The sequence below is a fragment of the Martinezella rhizogenes genome (assembly GCF_007002745.1).
Lineage (GTDB): Bacteria > Pseudomonadota > Alphaproteobacteria > Rhizobiales > Rhizobiaceae > Agrobacterium > Agrobacterium cucumeris.
This window is the reverse complement of record NZ_SGNY01000004.1, coordinates 437,014-462,236: the sequence shown is the minus strand read 5'-3', so window position 1 is coordinate 462,236 and position 25,223 is coordinate 437,014. Positions and strand designations below refer to the sequence as shown.

Here is a 25,223-nt window from a genome sequence, read left to right as displayed (position 1 = left end):
GCCTATGCAATTCCTGGTCGCAGAACAGATTTGAAGAGAGTGACACCACATGGATGACCCGCAGAAGACCCTCGCGGATGAGATAGTCAAAATGACCGAAAAATATTGGGCCGATGAAGAATCGCCGTATCTATTGGCTGAGCTGGGTCCGAAGCTCGGAAGCTATCGCGATATTATTGCTCCACTCACGTTGAAACAGTTTGCCAGCGGACTGAGCGACAGAATTAAGGTCGTTCAGCATTCGTCGAAGAAGGCCAAGATCGGCCTGATACCAGCGGCTCAGTCGTATTCCTTCGATCAGGTCGTTGAAGCCGCCGAAGTGGCGCAGGAAGTGGCTGAGACCAAGAGCAAAGAACGACGGCGCTCCAACAAGTATGTTGTCCTGAATTTCCTGCAGGCGCTCGCTACTCTGGATGATGAAGACCTTCGTGGTGTCGTCATTCCCGCGTTCGTATTGGCAAAGCTCGTCAAAGAAAAATAAATGACCGTTCAATTTATCGTTGTCACGCAATCCGACGACGTCTTCCGATATGTCGGTGTAAAGCGAACGAACATATTCCCGAAAGACCTAAGAGTTGGCCTTCCGGAGATTTTTGCCAAATTCGAGGTTTACTCGATAAAGGCGGCGTCCTCTGCTGAAGCGAAAAAGATGATTTTCGAGCACGCTTCTAACGGCTTTGATGAAGTCAGTGGAGCGGTGATCCTCCTCGACGACACCTTTAGCGATATCGTTGTGGAACTTGGTCGCATATTCTTCGTCGTCAAATTTGATCGCAACCTCGGCGGAATGAGCGTCCATAACTATTTTAATCGGTGTTTGCCGCCGATATCCAAGACGTTCGCTTACTTCGCGAGCGAGTTTGACAATGAGAAGCGTCGAAAGATGTTTCTTCTACCGCTAAGAAATTTCGACGCTGACGAGCTACAGGATTTGCTGAAGGTTTTCCTGCAGGGGGTTCCGATGAAGGGGCTGCCCCTGTCGATCAATCAGTTCTATGGAAAAATGCGAAACCGACAAAAACCGAAAACGATCAAAACAAATGACCAGTCGTCATATTACGTCGACGATAACGATCATTTCTACTCGTACGGTCCAGAGCACCACGCGCTACCTGAAACGAAGAATCCGCCACATGGAGACGCGTGTGCTTACACATCCAGGCTCCGGTTCGGTAAGCGTTACGATCACGGCAAGCACTACAACGTGTCAAATGAAGCTGGAAAAATTGCCGGGAATTTCGATGATTGCCACGGCACGGCCACCCCGATCAAAGAGCGCAAACATATCAACATGTTTCCGAACGATTATATGACGTAGAAATGCGAACGGGGACGTACGAATACGTCCCCGCCGAAATCTAAGGCCTATGCGGAACTTCATTTCACCGCTGCGGTAAGATCAGATCACGACATTGTCGCTGCTCAAAATCCACCGACACAGACGCCAGGCTGAGGGATACCTAAATAAATAGGTTAAACCCCTCTGCATAAAATGACACAAGGCGTATTGAGATATGGGCTATGTACGAGTGTTTGTCAAATTAATTGGAAATTTCGTTGACGCACGAATTGACGCACAGTTAATCGCACGAAAAGAAATCCGATGATAAATTCGATTGCAACGGAATTGCACGATTGAAAATTTCGGTGACGCAAACGGATTGACGAGCAATTTACACTGTCGATGATCGACTGGCCATGATTGCTTCACCGATCTCACGCTTCCGGGCATCGAGCGCGGCGATCTTCCCATTGATGGTTTCGATATCAACCTTCGAATTGGCGATCTGCTCAGCCAACAGCGCCAGCACTTTGTATTGGTCAGCTATTATAGGATTGACGACGTCATCCTTCATGTCCGCGACGCTGAGTGCTGCGGCATCATCGTAATCGTCGATCATTTCTCGGATGATTTGACCGATCTGAAGGTCAAGTTTCAGGATTTCGTTGTAGTATTCGCCATACAGCCGGATTTCGAGCGTTTTCACATCGTCGACGGCATAATTACGAATGCCGAGTTCCATCAAGCACGCAGCACTCAACGGACCCATTGTATACCGCTGCATGAGAAGGCTCTTCCAACCTCCTCTCGGAAATTGCTGGAAGAATTCGACATCGGCGACCAGATGAGCCCACACGTGGACGGATGCGATGTCCTTAGACGCACGAACTAGCTCACACCATCCTTCTTCGACCAGAACGATTTTGAGCAATTTCGCACGCTGACCCTGCTGACAAAAATAGAATTTACAAGTATATGGCTTGTCGCCGTGCATTAAGAGCTGCGAGCGGAGTTGGGCACACATCAAATAGAACTATCAAAATCGACTTAAGCTCGGAGCCTCAAAAACCGATACCAACTATATTGGGCTGCTCGAGGTTACGAGTAACGGGTGGTACCATCGCCGGCTCCAGATACGAGAAGATCAGAGCGGAGATGTTGCTGGAGTTAAGAGATGCCACAGTGAAAACGGCGGTCGTTGCAAAGGAAGCTTGGTCGTTTAAGGGATGCGCATTTATCGATTGCCACATCAAATTCTTAGCGCAGGATTTTATCGAAAATAACAGCTTTACGAATTGTGATTTTTCAGGCGCTGAGACTTCAAGAATTGGTCTTACAGACAGAGACGGTGGCTTTTTAAAGAAACTCGAAAACGCAGGAAACTACTATGTGACCGGGACACCTCCTGAAACCATAGGAAATATAAATCCAACACTTGCTCTGTAAGCAAAATCTCACGGAAGAAGTAATCGTCTTGTCAGAAGCCGACCGCAATTAAGACGGGCTCCATCCTGACAGCTAAATGTTAGATAGCGGCGATTGAATCCCGAATCGCCACTACTTGACTCCTATGACTCGCAGTACATCCCGTAAACCTTCACAAGACAGCGCTTGCAGCGTTGCTCTCGAACAACTCCGTTAAGCGAATGTAGCGAGCCAGCATCTGCTCTGATTGGTGCCCTGTTTGGCGGCGTATTTGCCAGCTCGACGCTCCAGCCTGTGCTGCGCTTGTTGCGAAACCGGCTCTCAAACTATGACCAGAGAAGAGCGACGGATCGACGCCGATGGCACTTATTCTCTCTTTCACTATCTTTGCAACGGAGCCATCACGCAAACGTACCTCCGAAATACGTCCGTGCCGGTTGATTGGCCTGAATATGGGCCCGAACCGGATGCCAGACGTTTCCAGCCAAGCTTCAAACGCAGCAACAGGGCAATGACGAGTTCTACCAAACGGGATGGCAATCTGTCGGCCGTTGCCCTCTTGGTCTGTCTTGCTACGGCGAATGTTGATTATGAGCCCTCTGCGAACGACCTTAATGTCAGCGACGTCAAGGGCAACTAGTTCACTACGTCGAAAGCCTCCTGCGAATCCGATTAAGAGTAAGGCCTTGTCGCGGAAATCACGAGGGTTAATTGCCATTGCATCGAGAATCGAAAGCAGATCATCCCGCAAAAGAGGATTAACCATTTTGGGGGCGGCACCAACTGAACGATTGATGCCTTTGAGTGTTGCCTGAACAATATTGGTCTTCGTAGGGTCCTGCAGGCCGATAGCGCTATGGGCGTATGAAAGTGACGCGACCCATCTTCTAAGTGTGGCTGCTTTATGGGTTTTCGCATGGGTGGCGACATACGTCGCAACGAGCTCTGGACTGCACGGAATTCCTCCTCCCCAGCGCTCGAAACGCCCAACGTCTGACGCATACGCACGACGGGTATTGAGCGCAACACTCTGGGAGACAAACTCTCGAACTGACTTTCCCAAAAATTCCAAACCAGGGACTTGTGCAATTGATTGCAAATTTTCGCTGCTTTCAAATCTCAGGAGGTTTAACCCCTGATAATGAGAGTTATCGTGGGTTAGATCGCTCATGCTTCATCCCTCAGTGCGACGGTTCCGGTCAAGCCGTTATAAGATTTCGGTGCCTCTCGGAGCCTTCTGCGAATTTCATTGAGGTGGTCGAGGTTGGCGAGCACTATATTTGTGATTGCCTCTACTCCTGGGTCTGGTGTGCCTATCTTTGTCATGTCGGTTTTACGACCAAGAGCGAAAAGCGCGTCGGATTTGGTCCAAGTTATCCTGTGGTTCAAGGCTATCGCATCTGCATAGAATGCGGCCATGCTTGCCACTTCGATCGCTTTATACTCAGGCACAAAGTCAGCAATGCAGTCCCTGACGACGCTGCTCTCGCGTAAAAGTTGTCTTATGGCTTGCTTTCCCAATCGGGTATGTTTGTCGAAGGTGTAACTCGGCAAACCTCCGCATAGCACTGACCGTGGCGCGGGCTCCCGTAATATCATTGGCGCTTCACGTGTTTCGCGAATAGCTACCCATAACAGAGCCACCATCACAACGATTGGCTCGAGAGTCTTTTCAGAAGCCCCCTCGATTGCGGTGGACACACCGGGTGGCAAACCAATTTCTTCCAATGCCCGCATTAGGCTTGGTAAATCACCCTTCGATAGAACACGTGGCCCGCCTCCGTTGATACCGGATGCCATCCACGCTGCCGTAGCGCGCTCTAGGAGCGGCGTGCGGGGGTCGGTGGCTGTCTCCCCATCTGCGCTATTGACCTCCCCGCCACGGACGCTCTGAGGCCCTCTGTGAAGGTGGCCTGCTTAGCGGTGCATATCAGGTAGTCGGTCTCTCGATTCTTAGGTGCTGTGCTCATCTGCTTTGTGAGCTCTAAAATTATCTCACCATCTGTTCCAGCTTGTCTCCGGACGTTTCGATCAATCGCATATCGCGCAATGTCGCCGCAAAGGGGGAGATCGCCGATGCCGATGTCTTCATAGGCGATGAGTGTTAATCGTCGCCAGATTGCATTGCCTCGTAGTTTGTGGAAGTTGATGGCCGCCGCTTGGGCGTATTCTGTCTCGCCACGCCGTACAGCTTTTTGGAGCAATGAGCTGGCGGTCCATGCGTCGATTGCAGGTAATAAAGATTTTATGTCGGGCATTCAAACCTCCTTGTTGTTACAGGGAGGTCATCCATCATCGAGCGACCCAATAAGGACGATAGCTAGCAAATCTGTCTATTCAAGAAATTAGAACGCTTTCACCCAATTAAAAAAAATGAAATTTTCTTTTGCTGAAAGGAGATAGCTGAAAACGCTATGTTCCGCCAATGTGTGTCTCTAACCCGTAGCTTGTAACCTGTTATTTCGGGTAAGGAATTTCTCCGAAAGCTCAAGTTTCTTCCCGTCTCCATAGCGAGGCTTGCCGAGCGTATGGCCTATTTCTATCTTTGACCGAAATATTATGTCCCCTGTAATATAAGATAGAAATAGGTATCTTATATTACAATAGGGGGCATAATGCATTCGGTCATTTGATGTGTGTCAGCGTTGATAGCGTCTTTTGACTGCTTTTCGCCGAGTAAGCCTTTTGCTCTTTCATCAAATGCATTTCTATTCCGACGGAGTTAAAGCGTAGAATGAAGCTCGTCGGAGGGAAATCATCATAGTATCGGAAGTAGCCTTCGTCACCGAGTAGTGCGATCTGAATTTTTGCTCCCGCCATAAATGCTGGTACATCGTTTAGGACGAGCTTGAATATCTCTGGAGCTTTCTCCATACCCCACTCGTCTGCAAGGCCACCCAAATGGCCATATTGGGCACCATTTATCCTCCGACCAGTTTTGGACAGCCATATTTTGGCAAGGATATTTTGGACGTGCTTCTTGGTTTTTACCCCGTAAACGCCTTCACGAATGAGTGTAACTTTCTTGCCTGTATCAGGGTCTAAAACACATTCCCGAACGAACGGCGGTTTAGAGATCAGTCGGCGGAACGTTTCTACCGAAAAGCCAAGTGTACTAACCCACCAAGCTTGTGGCCTTTTCGCCCACACAAAACCATTGTGGTTGTAAGGTTCGGCAGTGGTGAGCTGACCTACGAGTTTTTGGATAGCGCCAACCTTTTGCGACGGCGCTTTTGCGAACGAGTGCTTTTGAGCAGTGGTTATCGCTTTTTCGACGTGTTCCTTACTGTTGACCGCTAATGCTTCTTTGCTATTTTGTGACATCGACTGAGGATTCCTATGGATGCTGTTCTTTAGCCGTAAAATGGGCGAGGTCGTAAAGATGAGCCCCAGCTGCGAGCCGCGGACACGCCTTCGTTCCCGAGACAGTGATCGCGCGGGCACCTACACGCGGGTGACACGTGAACCTCTGGAAACTGTTGGTAATGGTGGATAGCTGCTGGCAGGCGGTAGTAGCATTTGCTATCAGCTAGCTCTGTATTCGTTGATGTTCATAGACGTTGACATCGTAGGGGTCACAGGTTCAATCCCTGTCACGCCCACCATCCGAATTCATGAAAAGGGTTTCTGAGTGATCAGAAACCCTTTTTTCGTTTCTGGCCTGCGTCAGTTCAATCTCCCCACATGATCCGCAAGAGGTTTTCACAACGTCTCGAAGCGTGAATATCCGCAAGCGGCAGATTGCCCCCGATGGGACCTTATCGCCAATCTTCCCCGACAACGTTTGCGTTGATTGCAATAAATTTCACATAACAAAATAAAATTCAAACCACATTGACGCCCACTCGGTTTGCGGATATCTCATACTCATGCAATAAATTACAAAGTTCAAAATTTATTGCGGACTAGCTCATTGTCCTTGGGAGGGGAATATGTTGGCTTTTCTGAAATCGACCGTTGCCGCGGGTGTTTTTGCCGTGGCGGTTTCCGCTGGCGTGGCTTCACCGGCCGCCGCTGCGGGCAAATTCGCCTGCGAACCGGGTGAGACCTATGTGATGAACGTCATGGTTTCCAGCCACCCCTATTGGGTGCCGGTCTTTGAAGGGTTCAAGCAGGCCGCCAAGGCGCTTGGCTGTGAGGCTGTTTTCACTGGCACGCCCGAATATGACATCACCAAGCAGATCGCGTCCTTCGAACAGGAACTGGTGAAAAAGCCGAAAGGCATTTTGCTGCATCCAATGCAGGCTGATCCCTTCATCGAACCGATCAACAAGGCTATTGCCTCAGGTGTGTCGGTGACGACCTTCGCGGCTGACTCTCCGAAGTCGAAGCGCACCGCCTATATCACCTCGGACAATGTTGCCGAGGCGAAATTCGCGGCTGATGAAATCGTCAAGAAGATCGGCGAAAAAGGCGAATATGCGGTTCTGGAAAATCCGGGCCAGAGTAACCACGATCTGCGCGTCACCGCCCTCATCGATTATATGGGGCGCACCTACCCGCAGATGAAGCTGGTTGGCCGTCAGGCGACCAATCAGGATTCGAACCTCGCCTATCAGGCAACTGGCGCATTGTTGCAGGCCAACCCCAATCTGGGCGCCCTGTGGATTCCCGAGGCCGGTTCGGCCGAAGGCGCGACGGCCGCTGTTATGGAGGCAAAGAAGAAGGTCCTGATCCTGCACGCGGACATTACGCCTGCGACGCTCGAGCATATCAAGCAGGGCAATATCTACATGTCCATCAATCCTAATCAGGGCGTACAGGGCTTTATGGGTTTCATGAACACCTTTCTGGGTGCCCATTCGGATCTGATCGACCCGTTCAACGACTATAAGGTGTCGGGCTTCAACCCGATGCAGGTTCCGTCGATGGACAATGGTTTTGCCGTGATTACCAAGGCGAATGCCGCTTCGTTTGATCTCAACGACTATATGAAGGGGCGCTGACGCGTCGCCCTTGAACCGGCGGGGTTTGAGCCTCGCCGGTCAAATGGGAAGCAGCTTCGGGAGGGCGTTATGGGCGAGGTCATCCTCAGCATGACGAATATTCATAAGGCGTTCGGCCCCGTGCGGGCGTTGCGCAGTGCCGCACTCGAATTGCGGCGTGGTGAAATCCACGCGCTGGCGGGTGAAAACGGTGCCGGCAAGTCGACGCTGATGCATATTATCGATGGCATTCTGCAGCCGGATGGCGGCGAAATCCTGCTGGACGGCAAACCGGTGCGGATATCTTCGCCCAATGCGGCGAACCGGCTCGGCATCGGTTTTGTCCATCAGGAAATTGCCCTTTGCCCGGAAATTTCGGTTGCCGAGAACATGTTCATGTCGGAGACGGGCCAAAGCCGCTCCTTGTTCATGAATTATCGCGATCTCGGCAAGCGGGCCGCAACCATCCTGCGGGAAATCGGCGATATCGACCCCGCCAGCCGCGCCGGTGATCTGTCGATCTCGCAACAGCAGATAGTCGAAATCGCCAAGGCGCTGACGCTGGATTGCCGTATCCTGATCCTGGATGAGCCGACGGCGGCTCTGACCGAAACTGAAGCCCAGACGCTTTTTCGTATCATGCATCGGCTGGCGGAACGCGGGATTGCGATCATCTATATTTCGCACCGGATGGCGGAGATTTTCGAGCATTGCGACCGCATCACTGTCATGCGCGACGGTTGTCACATCAAGACGGCGAATATCGCGGAGATTTCCCCGGAGGAGGTCGTCAACAGCATGGTCGGGCGGGTTCTGGATAAGCTTTATCCGCTGAAACTCTCGGACGATGAAAAGTCGGACGAAGTCATTCTGTCCGTTCGGGGATTGAACGAAGGAAAGCGGGTTTTTGATGTCGATTTCGATCTGCGTCGCGGTGAAATCCTCGGTCTTGCCGGTCTGATCGGTGCGGGCCGAAGCGAGATCGCACGAGCGGTTTGCCGGCTGGAAGGGAAACCCAGCGGCGAAGTTACGCTGCGCGGTCGGCCGCTGAGGCTCAAGGACTATCGCGACAGCATCCGCGAGGGGCTCGTCTACCTGTCCGAGGATCGCAAGGGTGACGGGCTTTTCCTCAATATGTCCATCGCCGAAAATGTCTCGGCACTCGATGTCGGCAGGATATCGAACGGCATGGGCTTCATCGAGCGGCGCAAGGAAATGAAGCGCGCCGATGAGTTGGGCAAGCGGCTGAAATTGCGGGCCAATAGCGTTGGCGACGCTGTCTCCACCTTGAGCGGTGGCAACCAGCAGAAAGTGGCTCTGGCAAAGATGCTCTCGGTGGAACCCGAGGTCGTCTTTCTGGATGAACCGACGCGCGGGGTGGATGTGGGTGCAAAGGCCGAAATCCACCGCCAGATACGGGAACTGGCGCGCGAAGGCGTCGGCGTGGTGGTCATATCCTCGGAGCTGCCGGAACTCATCGGCGTCAGCGATCGCGTGCTGGTCGTGCGCGAAGGGCGCATTGCCGGTGAGGTGCAGGGAGAGGACATGACGGAGGAGAAGATCATGCAGCTTGCATCGATCAATATTGTGCATAGCCCGGCCGGGGCTTGAGGGAGCGGGAAAATGGCAACATCGGAAACACCTTCAAGCCTTGCCGAGACGGCGGTTCGCCGTACTGCGTGGTGGGAGCCGGCGCTGAAAGCACGGGAAACCGGACTGATCGTCATCATCCTCGCGCTTTTCGCGGTGATGTCGTTCATATCACCGTATTTTCTGACCGTGGACAATCTGCGGGCCATGGCCATGGTTTTCGCCATCGAAAGCATCGTCGTGGTCGGCATGACGATCCTGTTGATCTCCGGTGGTATCGATCTGTCAGTTGGTTCCGTCACGGCACTTGCCATGGTCGCCGCCGGCTGGCTGTTCCTCAACGGTGTCGATCCCTGGGTGGCGGCCGGACTGGCGATCTGCCTCACCACATTGGTCGGCATGGCCATGGGCTTCCTGACAACGGTTATCGGCCTGCATCATTTCATCGTGTCGCTGGGCGTGATGGTGATTGCCCGCGGTGTCTGCCTGCTGGCAACGGGTGGTCGACCGCTCGGGCTCTTTTCCCTGCCGCCGGAATTCAAGTTCATCGGCCAGGGCGCGCTTGGTGGAATTCCGCTGGTGCTGATCATCTTCGCGGTGGTGGTGGTCTCGTTCGATCTATTGCTGCGGCGCACGACCGCCTTCCGCAAGGTGTTCTATACCGGCAGCAATCCCAAGGCGGCGGCCTATTCCGGCATCCGCGTCGGTCGGGTGGTCTTCGCCACCACCACGCTGTGTTCGATGCTGGCCGGCGTCGCAGGCGTGATCTACATGGCTCGCTTCGGGTCCGCCCAGCCGAGCTTCGGTATTGGCATGGAGCTTAACGTCATCGCGGCGGCGGTCATTGGCGGCGCCAGCCTTTCGGGCGGCTCGGGCACCATTCTAGGTGCGATCCTCGGGGCAATCCTTCTGTCGGTCGTTTCCAGCTCGCTTGCCTTGCTCAATGTGTCTGTCTACTGGCAGGACATTATCAGGGGCAGCATATTGCTGACAGCGGTTCTGTTCGACCACTATCTGGTCAGGCGTCGCCGCTGAGCGCCCATCGAGCGCGCATTGAACGCCTGAAGGTAACTGGAGAAAGATGATCATGCTGGATATCAAGGACGACTTCGATCAACAGAGACAGGTGTATTCCGTCCTCGTGCTGCATTTCATCGAGGGTGTAAAACAGTCGGAGATCGCCGAGCGGCTCAATCTTTCCCATACCAAGGTAAACCGCATGATTGCCGCCGGCCGCAAGGCCGGCATGGTGAAGATCACCATCGCCAGCCCCTATCAGCGGCTGGTGGATCTCGAAAACGAGATCACCCGCCGTTTCGGTCTCAGGCAGTCGGTGGTGACGCCGACGGTTTCCGATAATCCCGAAACCGCGCTGCAGATGGTCGGGCGGGTGGCTGCCAATCATTTGCTGGAGACGATCCGGGACGGTGACGTGATCGCGATTACCGGCGGCAAGGCGGTAAGCGCGGTTGTCGACAACCTGGAGGCGGAGCGCCGCTTCGATGTGCGGGTGGTGCCGCTGACCGGCGGTGTGCAGGGCAAACACTATACGGATGTGAACCATCTCGCCACGCAGCTGGCGGAAAAGCTCGGCGGCAGCGCCTCGCTTCTGCATGCGCCGCTGTTTGCCGAGGATGAGGAGCAGCGTGATCTGCTGATGAATGTCGCATCGATCCGCGAAGTGTTTGATCTGGCGCGGCAGGCGCAGGTGGCGCTGGTCGGTATCGGTTCGGTGGAGGCGCCGGGTTCCGGTTATTACGACCTTCTGCCGGATGTGGCCCGCGGCGGGCAGGCGCTGGTGGATGCGGGCATTGCCGGGGAATTCCTCGCCCACCTTACCATGGCGGACGGGCAGCTGGCGCGGATCGATCTCAACTCGCGCGTGGTGGCGCTCGACCCCGGGCAGCTTGCCCGGTGCCCGAACATCATTGGTGTGGCGGCGGGCGCCATCAAGGCAGGGCCGGTGGCGGCCACGCTTGTGGGCCGATATCTGACGTCGCTCGTCGTGGACGAGGCGATCGCTGGCTATTTACTGGATCAGGAAGAAGGGGAAACTTCGTGACGGACAATGCTATATTGACCCGGACGATTGGCGGCAGTGGCATCAGCGCTTCAGTCGTGGGGCTCGGCACCTGGGCGATTGGTGGCTGGATGTGGGGCGGCACTGATGAGCGGCAGTCCATCGCCGCCATTCAAGCCTCCATCGATGCCGGCATCTCCCTCATCGATACCGCACCGGCATATGGCATGGGGCTTGCGGAAACCATTGTCGGCAAGGCGATTGCCGGCCGGCGCGACAAGGTGGTGCTGGTCACTAAATGCGGCCTCGTCTGGCATGTGAACGAGGGCGCTTATTTCTTCCATCAGGATGGCAAGCCCGTTCACCGTTATCTCGGCGCGGCGTCGATCCGGCATGAGGTTGAAGAGAGTCTTAAGCGGCTCGGAACCGATTATATCGACCACTACGTCACCCATTGGCAGGACGCCACGACCCCGATTGCCGAAACGGTTGAGACTTTGGTGCGGCTGAAGGAGGAGGGAAAGATACGCTCGATCGGGGCAAGCAATGTCTCGCCTGGCGATCTTGAGGCCTATATCGACACCGGTGCGCTCGATGCCATTCAGGAAGAATATTCCATGGTGAAACGGGACATCGAAACGACGCTCCTGCCTCTGTGTCGAAAGAATGCCGTTTCCGTGCTCAGCTATTCGTCGCTGGCGCTTGGTCTGCTGTCGGGCAAGGTCGGGCCTGAGCGGATCTTTGCAGAGGATGATCAACGTCACGGCAATCCCCGTTTCAGCCAGTCGAACCGTCAGAAGATCGCCCGGTTGATGGGTGTGCTGGAACCGGTGGCGGCCGGGCATGGGGCCTCGGTCGCGCAGGTGGTGATTGCCTGGACGATTGCTCAGCCAGGCATCACATTTTCACTGTGCGGTGCGCGTGATCCAGCCCAGGCGGTCGAAAACGCCGCGGCAGCCCGCCTGCGCCTCACGGACAGTGAAGTGGCCCTCATCAGCGCCGGCGTTGCCGAGCATCTTGTGGGGCTTGATAGCTGAACACGTAGTCGGGACGGGTCTTACGGCGAATAGCAGATAATTTTCACCGCCCGTCTCTCCTGTCGCTTTGAACGGTCAACAACATTGGGACGCTGGTCATCCACCAGCGAACGGTATTTCTATGCCCAGTTTTCGCGAGGACGCTCTGCGTCGCATCCGGCAAGATGGTGATTTTGATGCCGTCGTCATCGGCGGCGGCATCAACGGCATCGCCGCCTATCGCGATCTCGCCTTGCAGGGCTTGCGGGTACTGCTGGTCGAGCGCAACGATTTTTCCTCCGGCTGCAGTGCGGCGCCGTCACGCATGATCCATGGTGGCCTGCGTTATCTCGAAAACGGCGAATTCGGCCTCGTGGCGGAATCTTTGCGGGAGCGCGATGCGCTGTTGACGCTCGCACCGCACATGGTTCATCCGCTGCCGACGACGATCCCGATTTTCTCGACTTTCAGCGGGTTGTTCAACGCGGCAGCGACCTTTTTCGGCTCCGGCGGCAAACCCGCGAGCCGGGGGGCGCTGGCCATCAAGGCGGGCCTCACGCTTTATGACTTCGTTACCCGCAAAAACCGGATCCTGCCCCGCCATGAGTTTCGCAGCGCCGGCAAGACGCTGCAGCACTGGCCGGGCCTGACACCTGACATCAGATATTCGGCCACCTATTACGATGCATGGATAAGCCAGCCTGAACGGTTAGCGCTGGAACTCCTGATCGATACTTATACGGATGCACCGCAAAGCATTGCGCTCAACTATGTGGAGCTTGTTCGCACCGGGGATGAATATCGTCTTCGGGTCGAGGAAACGTCAGAAAGTCTGGCCATCCGGCCCCGGATCATTGTCAATGCCACGGGTGCGTGGATCGACGAGACGATCGGCGCGCTGACGGAAGCTCCGACTGCGGAGAAAGCAAAACCTACGGTTTCCGGCACCAAGGGATCCCATTTGATCCTGGCGAACGAGGCGCTTCTCAAAGCCCTGAACGGGCATATGATTTTTTTCGAGAATGCTGATAACCGTGTCTGTATCCTCTTTCCCTATCTCGGCCGGGTTCTCGCGGGTTCGACCGATATAAAGGTAGATCGTCCTGAGCGGGTGCGATGCGAGCCGGAGGAGCGCGACTATATTCTCGATGCGATCCGACAGGTTTTTCCGGATATCGCTATCGACCATTCCGACATCGTCTTTAGCTTCAGCGGCATACGTCCGCTACCGCGCAGCGATGCCGCCTTTACCGGGAGAATATCGCGCAGCCATTTCATTCACCGCGTCGCAGGCGATCCGCCGCAGCTTTGCATGATCGGCGGCAAGTGGACGACCTTCAGGGCTTTTGGTGAGCAGGTGACCGACGAGGTTCTGGCCTTTCTCGGACGCAAGCGGCTGACCGGCACGATGGGTCGCCCAATCGGCGGCGGCAGGAATTTTCCAACCAGTGCCGGACGTCTGCCCGCCTTGCTATCAGAGGAGTTTTCGATCGGCAGGGACCGGGCCGAACATCTGGCGTCGGCCTATGGTTCACGTGCGCTTGAATTGATGGGCTTTTGCCGGGGCCGCGCGGATGACACACCGCTTTGCGAAAAACTGCCCGTCACGGTTGCGGAGGTGATCTGGCTGATCCGTTCCGAACATGTCCGGCACCTGACCGATCTCATTCTGCGGCGAACCACACTTGCCATAACCGGTCGCATCGACGCGGATCTGATCGACGCAATCCTCGGCGTCACGGCACGGGAACTGGGCTGGTCATCAAGCCAGGCGGTGGAAGAACGGCAGCGGCTTATTCATGAGCTGGAGACCTTTTATGGGGTCAGTCCGGCAATGCTTCAACACAGATGCAAGGAGAATGCATGATGATGCGGATTTCGAAAAAGGCGCGCATGAACCGGTTGTTCCGCAATGGCGGATGCCTTGATGTGGCCATCGATCACGGGGTTTGCAACGAGCCGAGTTTCCTCATCGGGCTTGAGGATATGCCGCAGACCGTCGAAAAGCTGGTTGAGGCCGGTCCCGATGCCATCCAGATGGTCTACGGGCAGGCAGATCTGTTGCAGCAGAGGCCGGAGCGGGACAAGCCGGCCCTCGTCATGCGCATAGATATGGGCAACCCCTATAATTCCACGCGCCACAGAACCATGTGGTCGCAGCTCCAGAATTATCACGATCCAATCATCGGCGCGCTGGAAATGGACGCGGCCTGCGTTGTCGTGAACCTGTTCATGCTGCCGGATGAGCCGGAACTGTTTCGCCAATGTGTCGAAAATATCAGCCGTGTGCGGGCCGATTGCCACCGCTTCGGCATGCCACTGATGATCGAGCCGCTGGTAATGCTGCCCAACGATGTGCGCGGGGGCTATCAGGTGGATGGCGATGCCGAAAAGATTGTTACGCTGGTGCGCCTTGCCTCGGAAATGGGTGCCGATATCATCAAGGCCGATCCCACCAGTGATCCGCAGGATTTTCACCGGGTGATCGAGGCGGCGCGCTGCCCGGTGCTGGTGCGAGGCGGAGGGCGAGAGGATTTGCGCAACGTGCTGGCAAAATCGGCGGCCTTGATGGCTCAAGGGGCGAACGGACTGGTTTATGGTCGCAACATCTATCAGCATGACAATCCGAAGGCCGTTGTTGCGGCCCTGATGGCCATCATCCATGAGGGTGCGAGCGGTGAGGAAGCATGGGACATCTATAATCGTGGCTGAGAAAAATCACATATTGGGTCTGGATGTCGGCAACACGGTCATCAAGGCCGTGCTGTTCGACACGGCGGGCCGGCAGGTCGCACAACATGCCATCGACGGCCATTCGACATTTCCGCAGCCCGGTTATGTCGAGCGCGACCTTGAAGAATTATGGCGCAATGGCTGCGAGGCGATCCGCCAGCTTCTGGCAAAATCCTCGGTCGATCCCAGAAGCATTGTGGCGGTGGGATGCGCCGGTCACGGCAATGGTCTTTACCTGCTGGACAAGCGGCAAAAGCCCTTGCTCGGAATCCAGTCGCTCGACAGCCGTGCCGCTGATATTGCGGCCGAGCTTGACGGGAAAAGCGGAGACTTGCTGCAGGTACGCTGCCTGCAGCGGCCATGGCCCGCGCAAACGCCCAGCCTGCTTGCCTGGGTAAAACGGCATGCACCTGACATTTACGCGCAGACCGGAACGGTGCTGTTCTGCAAGGATTTCGTCAATTTCCGTCTGACGGGCTGCCTTGCCAATGACATTTCCGACCTCAGCGGTGCGGGATTGCTTGCCTTCCCCGAAGCCGGGCTCGACCGAGAACTCCTGTCGCTTTATGGCCTTGATGATGCCGTTGCCTTTTTCCCGCGTCTTGTGGAATCGGCTGACATCGTCGGCCGCATCACAAGCGAGGCTTCAGAAGCAACCGGGCTCTCCGAAGGCACGCCCGTCATTGGCGGGTATTTCGATGTCGTCTCCAGCGCCATGGGGTCGGGTGTCATCAATGCCGGGGAAGCTTCCATCATTGCCGGCACCTGGAGCATCAATCAGGTTTTCGCAGACAAACCGGTCATCAGCCCGGATGTCTTCATGGTGACGACATTCGGCCGGGACCGCTATGTCAATATCGAATCCAGCGCCACATCCGCCGCCAATCTCGAATGGTACGTACACCGCATTCGCGACGACCATGGCGATCATGCCTTCGACCGGTGTAACGACCTCGTCGGCTCGGTTACGCCGCGCGCCGACGATCCGTTCTTTCACCCCTTCATCTTCGGTTCGCGGCTGGGTGCGGAATTCCGCGGCGGCTTTTACGGTCTGGCCGGCTGGCATGGCGAAGGTCATATGTTGCGTGCCCTGTTCGAAGGCGTCTGTTTCGAACATCGTCGCCATATCGGTGTCCTGCGTGAAGCCGGCCTGCCGGTCGAAAATGCCGTGATGTCCGGCGGCGGTTCCCGCAGCCAGCATTGGCCGCAGATCATGGCGGATGTGCTGGAAATTCCCCTGCGTGTCGCCGAAGCCCGCGAAACGGGCGCGCTTGGGGCGGCGATCGGCGCAGCCGTCGCTGTCGGTCTCTATCCCGGTTATGAGGAAGCGGTTGCGGCGATGACGCGCGTGGCGAGCGCCTACGAACCGAAAGAGAACCAAGTTCGGCATTACCGTCGGCGTTATGGTCTCTACACACAATTGACCGGCCAGTTGCGAGGCTTCTGGAATGCTCTTCGCCTGCAGGAATAGAGACTTCCGGCTCCGCGGTGCGCAATCACGCGCACCGCATTGCGCTTTCGAGAGTTCGAATATCGCGCAGTATTTTGTATATACTGCAATAATACAACTTCATGATGTATCTCGCTTCCCTTGGACTGCTTAAATGCAGGGTGGAAAGTAATTTTTAAGCATAGTTTTCTAATATTACCTTCCAGCCCGATCATTGACAGTTGCGGGCACCCGTAGCGGCGTCCGCCGTCGCGGCAGGGACTTTTGGGGGGAAGGGCATGCTGTTTAAATCGACTACGGGCCGCAATATCTTCGCGGTCGCCGCGTGCGGCGTAATTGCAACAATCGCGGCCTCTGCCGTGCTGTTTTATCGCTCCTTTGAGGATACAAAGACCAACAGCCTTGAGCGTATGCGGCAGATAGCGCATGCCGAAGCCTTGGTGACCGAAAAGAAGATCGGTGGCACCATTCATATCGTCAACAGTCTCGCTTCCGTTCTGGAATCCATGAAGCAGTCGGGCGAGGCCGATCGGAGCAAGGCTGATCAGCTTATCCAGCACATGCTGGCGAACAATCCTGAAGTCCTTGGTCTTTGGACCGGGTGGGAACCGAACGCCTTCGATGGCAGGGATGCGGACTTCGTCAACAAGGCGGGGTATGACGCAACCGGTCGTTATGTGCCCTATTGGGTGCGCAGCGGTGGCAAAATAAGCAATACCGCGTTGACGGACTATACCACTGCAGGCCCGGGCGATTATTATCAACTGCCCTTCACACAGAAGAAAACCGTCGTCATCGAACCCTATGCTTATGCGATCGACGGCAAGGAGGTTCTTATAACTTCGGTTGCCAAGCCGGTTGTCGTCGATGGTAAGCCATTGGGGGTCGCCGGCCTCGATCTTTCGCTGGAGGAAACGAGCAAGGCGCTGTCAACGGTTCGGCCCATGGGAACGGGTTTCGTAAGCCTTGTCAGTGGCAGCGGCAAGATCATCAGCCATCCGGATGCGGCGATCATGGGAAAAAGCCTCGCGGATGGCGGTGCGCAAACCGCCGGCTGGGATCAGCTGATCGCAAATCCCGGCGTCGAGCGGGAAATGACGGCACAGGACGGAACGGTTTCGCTTAACGTTGCCTCGCCGGTCACGCTGACCGGGGACATGAAATGGTACGCAATCGTCTCGGTGCCGGAAGACACGGTCTTTGCGCAGCTGCATGCGATGATGCGTGATGCTGCCTTGACGATCATGACGGCAGCGGTGCTTCTGGCGCTGGCGGGCTGGTTCATTGCCCGGCGGTTCATCGGCCGCATCACGAACATCATCGGTGAGACCGCCCAGATCGCACAGGGAAACCTCCAGCTGACATTGAAGGATATTGCGACCAGGGATGAGATCGGTGATCTGGCCCGCTCGCTGGACGTCCTTCGTGAAAGCAACCGGCAAAAGGCCGCGCTTGAGCACGACGCAGAGACCAATCGCACTCTCGGGGAACAGGAGCGCTTGACGCGCGAACGCCAGGCCGCCGATGAGGCGGGCAACATCCGGTTTGCCGTCGACAGTCTGGCTTACGCCTTGGCAAAACTTGCCGAGGGCGACGTATCGTGCCGTATCAATGAACCCTTTGTCGAACAGCTCGATGCGGTTCGTAATGATTTCAACGGCTCCTCCGGAAAGTTGCAGAATGCGCTGCTACGCGTGTCGGAAAATGCCTCCGGCATCGATTCGGGCGCTCATGAAATCAAGGCGGCGGCCGATGATCTGGCAAGGCGCACGGAGCAGCAGGCAGCTGCCGTGGAAGAAACGGCAGCTGCCCTTGAAGAGATCACTGTCACGGTGAAGGATGCCGCCAGCAGGGCGCATGAGGCGGGTCGGCTAGTCTCCCGCACGCGTATCGGCGCCGAACGATCGGGCGAGGTCGTACGCCAGGCGGTCATCGCCATGGAGCGCATCGAGAAATCGTCAAACGAGATTTCCAGCATCATTGGCGTAATTGATGAGATTGCCTTCCAGACCAATCTTCTGGCGCTCAATGCCGGCGTTGAGGCGGCGCGTGCGGGTGAGGCGGGCAAGGGTTTTGCAGTCGTCGCGCAGGAAGTGCGCGAGCTGGCGCAACGTTCCGCCGGTGCGGCGAAGGAGATCAAGTCGCTGATCACCAAGTCGAACCAGCAGGTGGAGGAGGGCGTGCATCTTGTCGGCGATACCGGCAAGGCGCTCGACGTGATTGTCGCCGAGGTGCAGGAGATCAATCAGCACGTGGCCGCGATCGTCGAATCCGCGCAGGAGCAATCGTCCGGCCTTCAGCAGATCAACATCGCCGTTAACCAGATGGATCAGGACACGCAGAAAAATGCTGCGATGGTCGAGGAAATGACTGCCGCAAGCCACACTCTGGCGGGGGAGGTTGATGCGCTAAACCGGCTGCTCGGCCAGTTCGAACTCGGTTCGGGAGCGGACGCTTATCGGGGGTCTCTGAAGGCAGCCTGAATGACGGCCTGACGGCCCTCTTGACGCGCAGTGTGGATCACTGTCCCCGTACCGCAATGCGGACGGGGACAGGCGGGGAAATGCAAGATGGACATTATCGGCAAATTGCGCATCTTATCCCTGCAAGCAGTAATGGGATAAGCAGCAGCAGATGGATATCAGGCGTCTGAAATCGTTTATAACGATTGTCGATATGGGGAGCATAACAAGAGCGGCGGATGTGTTGCATATCGCCCAGCCGGCGCTGAGCCAGCAGCTGGCGAGCATCGAGGAACATTTCCGCCAGAAACTGCTGACCCGAAGCCAGCAGGGCGTCGTCATGACCGATGCTGGCAAGGTCGTTTACAGGCATGCCCAGGTGATTTTGCGTCAGATGGAGCAGGCGCAGGCGGAGGCGCTGGAAGCGGGCGCGGTGCTGTCCGGCAAGGTATCGGTCGGGCTTGCGCCCTTCAGCAGCGCCGCCACATTGGCGCTGCGTCTGATGGAGGAAACAAAACGGCTTCATCCCGGCATTCTGCTGCACATCACGGAAAGCGTCAGCCAGCCCTATAGCCAGATGATCATGAATGGTCGTCTGGAGATGGGGTTGATCCACGGCACCGGGCCGATCCGTGGCGTCAAGTTCACGCCGTTATTGCGTGAGGAATTCGTGCTGGTCGTGCATCGCAGCTTCGGCGTGGAGCCCGGCGATGCACCTATCACAGTTGCTGATCTGGCATATCTGCCCTTTCTTCTGCCGCCGACCTATAATTTCGTGCGCCGGGCCATCAATCTCGCCTTCACCCGCAGCCGCAAGGATCTGCTCGTGATGGCCGAGCTGGAATCGGTAAGGACCATCGCACGTGGTGTGGATGCCGGGCTTGGCGCGACCATAACGCCCAAGGCTATCGCCGACCGTATCGTGGCGGAATCCAATGAGGAAATTGTCGTCCGGCAGATCGCCAGCCCGATGATCGAGGAAACCCTGTCCTTTTGCGTATCGGATAATACGCCGCTCTCCGAGCCCGCGCTTGCCGTGAAGGAAATACTGCTGCAGCTGGCGGAAACGCTGAAATAAAGGCGCACCGGCTTGTGATCACGCGCCGGCCTGTTTTCCGGCCCGGCGCGTGAAAAAAGACTAAAGCATCGATTCCTTGCGACAATTCACCAGCAATTCGGCCACCGAAAGATTGTTCGGCAGACAAAGCAGCGTTTCCACCATTTCGGCGAGATCTGCCGGCTGGGTCATATCCTCGCGGCGGACTTCGGTTTCGCCAGCTGTCATATCGGTTGCGATGTAACCGGGGCAGAGGGCGGTGGCGCGCACGCCGCTGTCCCACAATTCCTGCCGGATGCCGTGGGTAAGCGCGACGACGGCAAATTTCGTCATCGCATAACCGACATTCGAGCCGACACGCCGCCCCGCCAGCGAGGCGACATTGATGACCCTGCCCTGTCCGGTCTTCACGAGGTGAGGGATGGCGGCGCGGGTGACCCTGAGCGGACCCTTGACGTTGATACGCCACATCTGGTCGAGGCTTTCTTCGCCCGTATCCATGACCCGAACCTTGGGATTGATGCCGGCGCAATTCACCAGCCCATCGATCCGGCCGTATCTGGCGGCGACGGCATCAACCCAGGCTTCTGCCGATCCCGCCTCTTCCGCATCATATCGGTCGGCGGAAAGCCTGTCCTTCACCGCAACGGCGGATGGATTTCGCGCTCCCGCCGCGACGGTGAAACCGGCTTCGTGAAGCCTTGTGGTGATCGCAAGGCCAAGGCCTCGCGATGCACCGGAAACCATGATCACACGGCCACTTCCTCCCAGCATGCTGTTCTCCCTATTTCATTCCGTTGCAGAATTCGGCGATGCGGGCGCAGCCTTCGGCGAGGTTCTCCATGCTCGTGGCATAGGAAAGCCGGAAGAAGGGGCTCAGGCCATAGGCCGCGCCCTGCACCGTCGCAACGTGATGTTCGGCGAGCAGCGCCATGACAAAATCGGTATCGTTCTCGATCTTCGTGCCGCCCTTCGTGGTCTTGCCGATCAGCGCCGCAATGTTCGGGAAGATATAGAAGGCGCCTTCGGGCTTGTGGCAGCGAAGGCCGTCGATCTCGGCCAACTTGCCGAGCACGAAGTCGCGGCGCGTCTTATAGATATCGGCGCGCTCTTTCAGCAGATCCTGCGGACCGTCGAGAACCGCAACGGCGGCAGCCTGCACGATGGTGGCGACACCGCCGCTATTCTGGGTGTTGACGTTGCTGATGGCCTTGATGAGATCTTTCGGGCCACCGCAGAAACCGAGGCGCCAGCCGGTCATCGCATAGGCCTTCGATGCGCCGTTGACGGTCAGGACGCGGTCGTAAAGGCGTGGCTCGACCTCGGCGATGGTGCAGAATTCGAAGTCGTCATAGATGAGGTGCTCATACATGTCGTCAGTCATGATCCAGACATGCGGATGCCGCAGCATGACCTCGGCGATTTCCTTCATTTCCGCGCGGGAGCAGGCAGCGCCGGTGGGGTTGTTGGGGAAGTTGAAAAGCAGCCATTTGGTCTTCGGGGTAATGGCGGCTTCGAGATCTTCGGCCCGCAGGCGGAAACCGTTATTCTCCGGGCAAACCACCGGCACCGGCACCGCTCCGGCAAACTTGACGATATCGGCATAGCTGATCCACGACGGTGCGGGAATGACGACTTCATCGCCCGGGTCGCAGGTTGCCATGATGGCGTTGAAGATGATCTGCTTGCCGCCGCCGGCCACCAAAATCTGGCTTGGATCGTAGTCGAGATTGTTGTCGCGCTTGAACTTTCGCTGGATCGCGGCCCGCAAAGCAGGCGTTCCGTCAGCCGGCGGATATTTCGTATCGCCGGCAAGGGCTGCCGCATGCGCCGCCTCGACCGCATGGGCAGGGGTCGGGAAATCCGGTTCGCCGGACGACAGGCTGATGACCTTGATGCCCTGGGCTGCGAGGTCGCGGGCTTTCTGGGTCATGGCGAGCGAGGCCGAAACGGTGACGTTGTTGAGGCGCTGGGCGATAGTGGGCATGGATGATTTCCGATTGTAACGGTGAAGGCAGGCATCGTCGCGATGCCAGTGCATGACAAAGAGGTTACGGGAATTTTCCGCCGTTTCCCCAATACGACTTCGATGTGAGGTCATACGGGATTTTGATGCATCGCCTTCAAACGGGTGTGAAGTCCATATTCGTATGCGATGACCTCAGAGCAATAAAATATTATGCAGCTCGTCGGCTTAGACCCTAAGCTCGGCGTAACAACCAAGGGAACGACGCGTCGGGCAATATTGCCCAAAGAGGTAACCGACGCGAGCAAGCAGAAACATGCGACGGGTATCGGCAAAAGACCGGATACCTCGACAGGGAGCACACACCCAGCAAATTCTAGTCATAGGGCTTGGACGACCCTGTCGTTCGGCTCAACGCGATGCCTCGTGCCGTATTCACGCGACGGGAGTATAGATGTCGGATATTGCGATCATGAAACCCCATGCCCCGCCACGCCGTGGAATCTCCGGCTGGAAAGCCATTGAGCGTCGGCTGTTTTCGCCCGGCATACTCATATTGCCGCTTTTGATCTTTCTGCTGTTCTTTTTCTTTCTTCCGGCCATCCGCTTGATGACCTTCAGCGTCATGACGCAGAATTCGCAGGGGTTGATCGGTACACCCTTCACGCTTGCCCATTACATCAGGTTTTTCGAGGTCGATCTCTACCAGAAGGTGCTCTGGGCGACGATCCGTATCAGTCTCATCACCTCCATCATCGCCGCGATACTGGCCTATCCGGTCGCGACCGTTCTCGTGCGCGGCAATATCACCACGACCCGCATCATAACGCTGATCGTGATCGCACCGCTGGCCGTCAGCGTCGTGGTTCGCGCTTATGGCTGGCAGCTCATCCTCGGCAATGGCCCAACGGGTCTCTTGAATTATGTCCTGATGAATCTCGGCATTATCGACAGTCCGCTGACGCTGCTGTTTTCCGATGCTGCCGTCATCATCGGCTCCCTGCACATCTTCTTCCCGATGATGGTGCTGCCGCTGTCCTCCGCGCTTGGCAAGATCGATCCCAACCTGCAGCAGGCCGCCCGCACGCTCGGTGCGCCGGCATGGAAAGTGTTCCTGCGGATCACCTTCCCGCTCAGCCTTCCCGGCCTCGTCGCAGGTTTCACGCTGGTCTTCTCTCTGGCCTCGGCATCTTATGTCATTCCCGCCCTTATCGGCGGTCCCGGCTCGCAGATGCTGGGCAACATGGTCGAGCAACAGGTTCTCGCGGTCTATGACTGGCCGTTCGGCGCCACCATTGCCACCATCCTCGTCTTCATCGTCATTCTCATCAACGCCGTCTCGATGAGGCTGCTCGGCGGGCGTCGTATCAAGGCAAGCGCGTCATGAACAACAAGCTGACAGGCACTTCCGCCATCGTCCTTTATGCGATTACCGCCGCCATGATGGTCTTCATCCTGGCCCCGATCGTCCTCGTTGTCGCCATCTCGTTTTCCGACAGCTACTTCGTCACCTTCCCGCCGCAGGGCTTCACCTTCCGCTGGTATGCGGCGGTGATGCAGAACGAGGAATTCACCGCCGGCCTGACCTTCAGCGCGGCGCTGGCTGTCGCCACCACCATTCTTTCATTGGCGCTCGGTGTTCCCGCAGCCTTTGCGCTCTCACGAGGAAAATTCATCGGCCGCTCGCTGATGAAAGGGCTGCTGCTTTCGCCGCTGATCTTTCCCGTGCTGGTGACCGGTCTTGCGCTGCTGCAGCTCTTTTCCGGCTATGGCTGGATGGATACCAAGCTGAAACTTCTGATCGCCCACACCGTTGTCACCTCGCCCTATGTGATCCGCACGGTGCTGACCAGCCTCCAGCTCGTCAATGTCAGTCTCGAGGAAGCGGCGCGCACGCTTGGCGCCACCCGCTGGAAAACCTTCACGCGAGTGATCTTTCCGCAGATCGCGCCCGGCGTCGCCTCCGGCTCGATCTTCTGCTTCATGGTTTCTTTCGACAATTATCCCGTTTCGATGTGGCTGGCCGATTCCGCGAACCTGCCCGTGCCCATCGTTCTCTATCGCCAGATCGGCACGGTCTTTGATCCTTCGGTCGCGACCATGTCCACCATCATCATCCTTCTGGCGGTGACCGTCGTGCTCGTCCTCGACAGGCTGGTGGGTCTGCGCCGGGCAATGGCTATGTAAATCAACAACAAGAGGGGTACCGGAAATGACAGACAAGACCATCATCATGAAACGACGCAGTTTCCTGACAGTCACCGCAGGCGCGCTTGCCACACCCTATTTCTACACCGCGGCTTCCGCACAGGACCGCACCATGTATGTCGGCGTCTATAATTCGGCGCAGGGCGGACTGATCAAGAAGGAAGTCATCCCGGCTTTCGAAAAGGAATATAAATGCCGGGTGCTGACGACCGAAGGCGCGACGCTTGCCAATATCGCCACGCTGCGCGCCACCCGCGAAAATCCGCAATATAGTGTGATGTCGATGGACGATGTCGGCGTTCCGCAGGCCAAGGAGGAAGGCCTGATCGAACAATTGCCGATGGACGAAATCCCCAACCTCAAGAATGTCTATTCCCGTTATCTTTTCGAAGACAATTTCGGCGTCGGGTTTGCAATCTCTATCGCCGGTCTGTTCTACAATCCGACAACGGGCAAGCCGTTCGAAAGCTACGAACAGATGTTCGACAAGAAATATGCCCGCCGCATGCTGCTCAACACACCGAAGAACACACAAAGCGTTCTGATGCTGATGGTGGCGGCCGCCCTTGCAACCGGCAAGCCGCTGAAAGAAGCACAATATGATACGGATGCCGGCTGGGCCAAACTGGCCGATCTGAAGCCGAACGTGCTCTCAATCTATGACGCGGAAGCGCAGACGATGATGGTGGCGCAGGGCCAGGCGGATTTCGGCGGTATCGAATATTCCAAGGCGGTTTATCCGCACACCAAGAAGGGCGTGCCGCTCGACATGACCTTCCCGAAGGAAGGCGCTTTCACCGGCATCAACTCCATCGCGCTGGTAAAGGGCGGGCCGCACCGCGATCTCGCGCTTGCCTATATCAACCGCATTCTCGACCCCGGCGTGCAGAAGATGCTTTCGGAAGCCACCCTCAGCGCGCCTTCGGTCAAGGATGTCTCGTTTGGCGAAGATACCGCGAAATTCCTCGCTTATCCGGAAGCGAAAATGGAATCGCTGAACCTCTTCACGCCGGACTGGAAATACATCATTCCGCGCCGCGCCCAGTGGCTCGAAAAATACAACCAGACTTTTAACGGCTGAGGAACGCT

The 25,223-nt window shown here is 56.5% G+C and carries 23 protein-coding genes; 16 read left to right on the top strand and 7 right to left on the bottom strand.

Annotation, left to right across the window (positions count from 1 at the left end):
• The first annotated feature begins 49 nt into the window (after nt 1-49).
• Nucleotides 50-481, top strand: coding sequence for a hypothetical protein (locus tag EXN68_RS15375; protein ID WP_142841697.1), 432 nt, complete (start codon nt 50-52; stop codon nt 479-481).
• A complete protein-coding gene (locus EXN68_RS15370; RefSeq protein ID WP_142841696.1) occupies nt 482-1,318 on the top strand; it encodes a hypothetical protein in 837 nt (278 codons plus the stop codon).
• A gap of 355 nt (nt 1,319-1,673) precedes the next feature.
• Here EXN68_RS15370 and EXN68_RS15365 read toward each other — a convergent pair whose 3' ends face one another.
• Nucleotides 1,674-2,276, bottom strand: coding sequence for a hypothetical protein (locus EXN68_RS15365; RefSeq protein WP_142841695.1), 603 nt, complete (start codon nt 2,274-2,276; stop codon nt 1,674-1,676).
• Between the two features lie 188 nt (nt 2,277-2,464).
• Here EXN68_RS15365 and EXN68_RS15360 point away from each other — a divergent pair, with 188 nt between their 5' ends.
• Entirely contained in the window at nt 2,465-2,728 is a 264-nt protein-coding gene (locus tag EXN68_RS15360) for a hypothetical protein (RefSeq protein WP_142841694.1), read from the top strand.
• 151 nt (nt 2,729-2,879) lie between these two features.
• Here EXN68_RS15360 and EXN68_RS15355 read toward each other — a convergent pair whose 3' ends face one another.
• The 4 genes from EXN68_RS15355 to EXN68_RS15340 all read right to left on the bottom strand — a co-directional run bounded on the left by EXN68_RS15355 (nt 2,880) and on the right by EXN68_RS15340 (nt 6,031).
• The gene (locus tag EXN68_RS15355) at nt 2,880-3,878 is read right to left on the bottom strand and encodes a site-specific integrase (protein WP_142841693.1); all 999 of its coding nucleotides are present in this window, start codon (nt 3,876-3,878) and stop codon (nt 2,880-2,882) included.
• Nucleotides 3,875-4,507 (bottom strand): hypothetical protein, encoded by a 633-nt coding sequence (locus EXN68_RS15350; RefSeq protein WP_142841692.1) that lies wholly within the window; start codon nt 4,505-4,507, stop codon nt 3,875-3,877. The genes EXN68_RS15355 and EXN68_RS15350 overlap by 4 nt, the downstream gene beginning before the upstream one ends.
• 20 nt (nt 4,508-4,527) lie before the next feature.
• Complete coding sequence (locus tag EXN68_RS15345; protein ID WP_142841691.1) at nt 4,528-4,965, bottom strand: hypothetical protein; 438 nt, start codon at nt 4,963-4,965, stop codon at nt 4,528-4,530.
• A 367-nt stretch (nt 4,966-5,332) separates the two neighbouring features.
• Nucleotides 5,333-6,031: a hypothetical protein gene (locus EXN68_RS15340; protein ID WP_142841690.1), complete on the bottom strand. Its 699-nt coding sequence runs from the start codon at nt 6,029-6,031 to the stop codon at nt 5,333-5,335.
• Nucleotides 6,032-6,639: 608 nt separating this feature from the next.
• On the opposite strand from EXN68_RS15340, the gene EXN68_RS15335 reads away from it, so the two are divergent.
• From EXN68_RS15335 to EXN68_RS15290, 10 genes are all read left to right on the top strand, one after another.
• Nucleotides 6,640-7,653: a substrate-binding domain-containing protein gene (locus EXN68_RS15335; protein WP_142841689.1), complete on the top strand. Its 1,014-nt coding sequence runs from the start codon at nt 6,640-6,642 to the stop codon at nt 7,651-7,653.
• A gap of 69 nt (nt 7,654-7,722) precedes the next feature.
• Nucleotides 7,723-9,243, top strand: a complete 1,521-nt coding sequence (locus EXN68_RS15330) for a sugar ABC transporter ATP-binding protein (RefSeq protein ID WP_142841688.1) — start codon at nt 7,723-7,725, stop codon at nt 9,241-9,243.
• 12 nt (nt 9,244-9,255) lie between these two features.
• Entirely contained in the window at nt 9,256-10,257 is a 1,002-nt protein-coding gene (locus EXN68_RS15325; RefSeq protein WP_142841687.1) for an ABC transporter permease, read from the top strand.
• A gap of 52 nt (nt 10,258-10,309) precedes the next feature.
• Nucleotides 10,310-11,284 carry a sugar-binding transcriptional regulator gene (locus tag EXN68_RS15320; RefSeq protein WP_161991353.1) on the top strand — a complete coding sequence of 325 codons (975 nt, stop codon included), beginning with the start codon at nt 10,310-10,312 and terminating at the stop codon, nt 11,282-11,284.
• Nucleotides 11,281-12,279: an aldo/keto reductase gene (locus EXN68_RS15315; protein WP_142841686.1), complete on the top strand. Its 999-nt coding sequence runs from the start codon at nt 11,281-11,283 to the stop codon at nt 12,277-12,279. Before EXN68_RS15320 ends, EXN68_RS15315 begins: the two co-directional genes overlap by 4 nt.
• 121 nt (nt 12,280-12,400) lie before the next feature.
• Complete coding sequence (locus EXN68_RS15310; RefSeq protein WP_142841685.1) at nt 12,401-14,125, top strand: glycerol-3-phosphate dehydrogenase/oxidase; 1,725 nt, start codon at nt 12,401-12,403, stop codon at nt 14,123-14,125.
• Between the two features lie 2 nt (nt 14,126-14,127).
• The gene (locus EXN68_RS15305; RefSeq protein ID WP_142841774.1) at nt 14,128-14,970 is read left to right on the top strand and encodes a class I fructose-bisphosphate aldolase; all 843 of its coding nucleotides are present in this window, start codon (nt 14,128-14,130) and stop codon (nt 14,968-14,970) included.
• Nucleotides 14,963-16,462, top strand: coding sequence for an FGGY-family carbohydrate kinase (locus EXN68_RS15300; protein ID WP_161991352.1), 1,500 nt, complete (start codon nt 14,963-14,965; stop codon nt 16,460-16,462). The genes EXN68_RS15305 and EXN68_RS15300 overlap by 8 nt, the downstream gene beginning before the upstream one ends.
• A 257-nt stretch (nt 16,463-16,719) precedes the next feature.
• Nucleotides 16,720-18,924, top strand: coding sequence for a methyl-accepting chemotaxis protein (locus EXN68_RS15295; protein ID WP_142841684.1), 2,205 nt, complete (start codon nt 16,720-16,722; stop codon nt 18,922-18,924).
• A 151-nt stretch (nt 18,925-19,075) separates the two neighbouring features.
• Entirely contained in the window at nt 19,076-19,981 is a 906-nt protein-coding gene (locus tag EXN68_RS15290; protein ID WP_142841683.1) for a LysR substrate-binding domain-containing protein, read from the top strand.
• 60 nt (nt 19,982-20,041) lie between these two features.
• Here EXN68_RS15290 and EXN68_RS15285 read toward each other — a convergent pair whose 3' ends face one another.
• Nucleotides 20,042-20,734 carry an SDR family NAD(P)-dependent oxidoreductase gene (locus EXN68_RS15285; protein ID WP_142841682.1) on the bottom strand — a complete coding sequence of 231 codons (693 nt, stop codon included), beginning with the start codon at nt 20,732-20,734 and terminating at the stop codon, nt 20,042-20,044.
• A 10-nt stretch (nt 20,735-20,744) separates the two neighbouring features.
• Nucleotides 20,745-21,947 (bottom strand): pyridoxal phosphate-dependent aminotransferase, encoded by a 1,203-nt coding sequence (locus tag EXN68_RS15280; RefSeq protein WP_142841681.1) that lies wholly within the window; start codon nt 21,945-21,947, stop codon nt 20,745-20,747.
• Between the two features lie 433 nt (nt 21,948-22,380).
• Here EXN68_RS15280 and EXN68_RS15275 point away from each other — a divergent pair, with 433 nt between their 5' ends.
• From EXN68_RS15275 to EXN68_RS15265, 3 genes are read left to right on the top strand one after another with little or no spacing between them, the layout of a single operon-like run.
• Nucleotides 22,381-23,313 (top strand): ABC transporter permease, encoded by a 933-nt coding sequence (locus tag EXN68_RS15275; RefSeq protein ID WP_142841680.1) that lies wholly within the window; start codon nt 22,381-22,383, stop codon nt 23,311-23,313.
• Nucleotides 23,310-24,113: an ABC transporter permease gene (locus tag EXN68_RS15270; RefSeq protein WP_003519698.1), complete on the top strand. Its 804-nt coding sequence runs from the start codon at nt 23,310-23,312 to the stop codon at nt 24,111-24,113. The genes EXN68_RS15275 and EXN68_RS15270 overlap by 4 nt, the downstream gene beginning before the upstream one ends.
• Before the next feature lie 25 nt (nt 24,114-24,138).
• Entirely contained in the window at nt 24,139-25,215 is a 1,077-nt protein-coding gene (locus EXN68_RS15265; protein ID WP_142841679.1) for an ABC transporter substrate-binding protein, read from the top strand.
• The last annotated feature ends 8 nt before the right edge of the window (nt 25,216-25,223 follow it).

Excerpts from the sequence above, each read along its gene's own strand:
- EXN68_RS15330 (WP_142841688.1), top strand. The coding sequence starts at position 7,723 with ATGGGCGAGGTCATCCTCAGCATGACGAATATTCATAAGGCGTTCGGC.
- EXN68_RS15345 (WP_142841691.1), bottom strand. The coding sequence starts at position 4,965 with ATGCCCGACATAAAATCTTTATTACCTGCAATCGACGCATGGACCGCC.
- EXN68_RS15265 (WP_142841679.1), top strand. The coding sequence starts at position 24,139 with ATGACAGACAAGACCATCATCATGAAACGACGCAGTTTCCTGACAGTC.
- EXN68_RS15365 (WP_142841695.1), bottom strand. The coding sequence starts at position 2,276 with ATGCACGGCGACAAGCCATATACTTGTAAATTCTATTTTTGTCAGCAG.
- EXN68_RS15355 (WP_142841693.1), bottom strand. The coding sequence starts at position 3,878 with ATGAGCGATCTAACCCACGATAACTCTCATTATCAGGGGTTAAACCTC.
- EXN68_RS15350 (WP_142841692.1), bottom strand. The coding sequence starts at position 4,507 with ATGGCATCCGGTATCAACGGAGGCGGGCCACGTGTTCTATCGAAGGGT.
- EXN68_RS15295 (WP_142841684.1), top strand. The coding sequence starts at position 16,720 with ATGCTGTTTAAATCGACTACGGGCCGCAATATCTTCGCGGTCGCCGCG.
- EXN68_RS15310 (WP_142841685.1), top strand. The coding sequence starts at position 12,401 with ATGCCCAGTTTTCGCGAGGACGCTCTGCGTCGCATCCGGCAAGATGGT.
- EXN68_RS15340 (WP_142841690.1), bottom strand. The coding sequence starts at position 6,031 with ATGTCACAAAATAGCAAAGAAGCATTAGCGGTCAACAGTAAGGAACAC.
- EXN68_RS15375 (WP_142841697.1), top strand. The coding sequence starts at position 50 with ATGGATGACCCGCAGAAGACCCTCGCGGATGAGATAGTCAAAATGACC.
- EXN68_RS15280 (WP_142841681.1), bottom strand. The coding sequence starts at position 21,947 with ATGCCCACTATCGCCCAGCGCCTCAACAACGTCACCGTTTCGGCCTCG.
- EXN68_RS15270 (WP_003519698.1), top strand. The coding sequence starts at position 23,310 with ATGAACAACAAGCTGACAGGCACTTCCGCCATCGTCCTTTATGCGATT.
- EXN68_RS15305 (WP_142841774.1), top strand. The coding sequence starts at position 14,128 with ATGCGGATTTCGAAAAAGGCGCGCATGAACCGGTTGTTCCGCAATGGC.
- EXN68_RS15335 (WP_142841689.1), top strand. The coding sequence starts at position 6,640 with ATGTTGGCTTTTCTGAAATCGACCGTTGCCGCGGGTGTTTTTGCCGTG.
- EXN68_RS15290 (WP_142841683.1), top strand. The coding sequence starts at position 19,076 with ATGGATATCAGGCGTCTGAAATCGTTTATAACGATTGTCGATATGGGG.
- EXN68_RS15325 (WP_142841687.1), top strand. The coding sequence starts at position 9,256 with ATGGCAACATCGGAAACACCTTCAAGCCTTGCCGAGACGGCGGTTCGC.
- EXN68_RS15285 (WP_142841682.1), bottom strand. The coding sequence starts at position 20,734 with ATGCTGGGAGGAAGTGGCCGTGTGATCATGGTTTCCGGTGCATCGCGA.
- EXN68_RS15320 (WP_161991353.1), top strand. The coding sequence starts at position 10,310 with ATGCTGGATATCAAGGACGACTTCGATCAACAGAGACAGGTGTATTCC.
- EXN68_RS15275 (WP_142841680.1), top strand. The coding sequence starts at position 22,381 with ATGTCGGATATTGCGATCATGAAACCCCATGCCCCGCCACGCCGTGGA.
- EXN68_RS15370 (WP_142841696.1), top strand. The coding sequence starts at position 482 with ATGACCGTTCAATTTATCGTTGTCACGCAATCCGACGACGTCTTCCGA.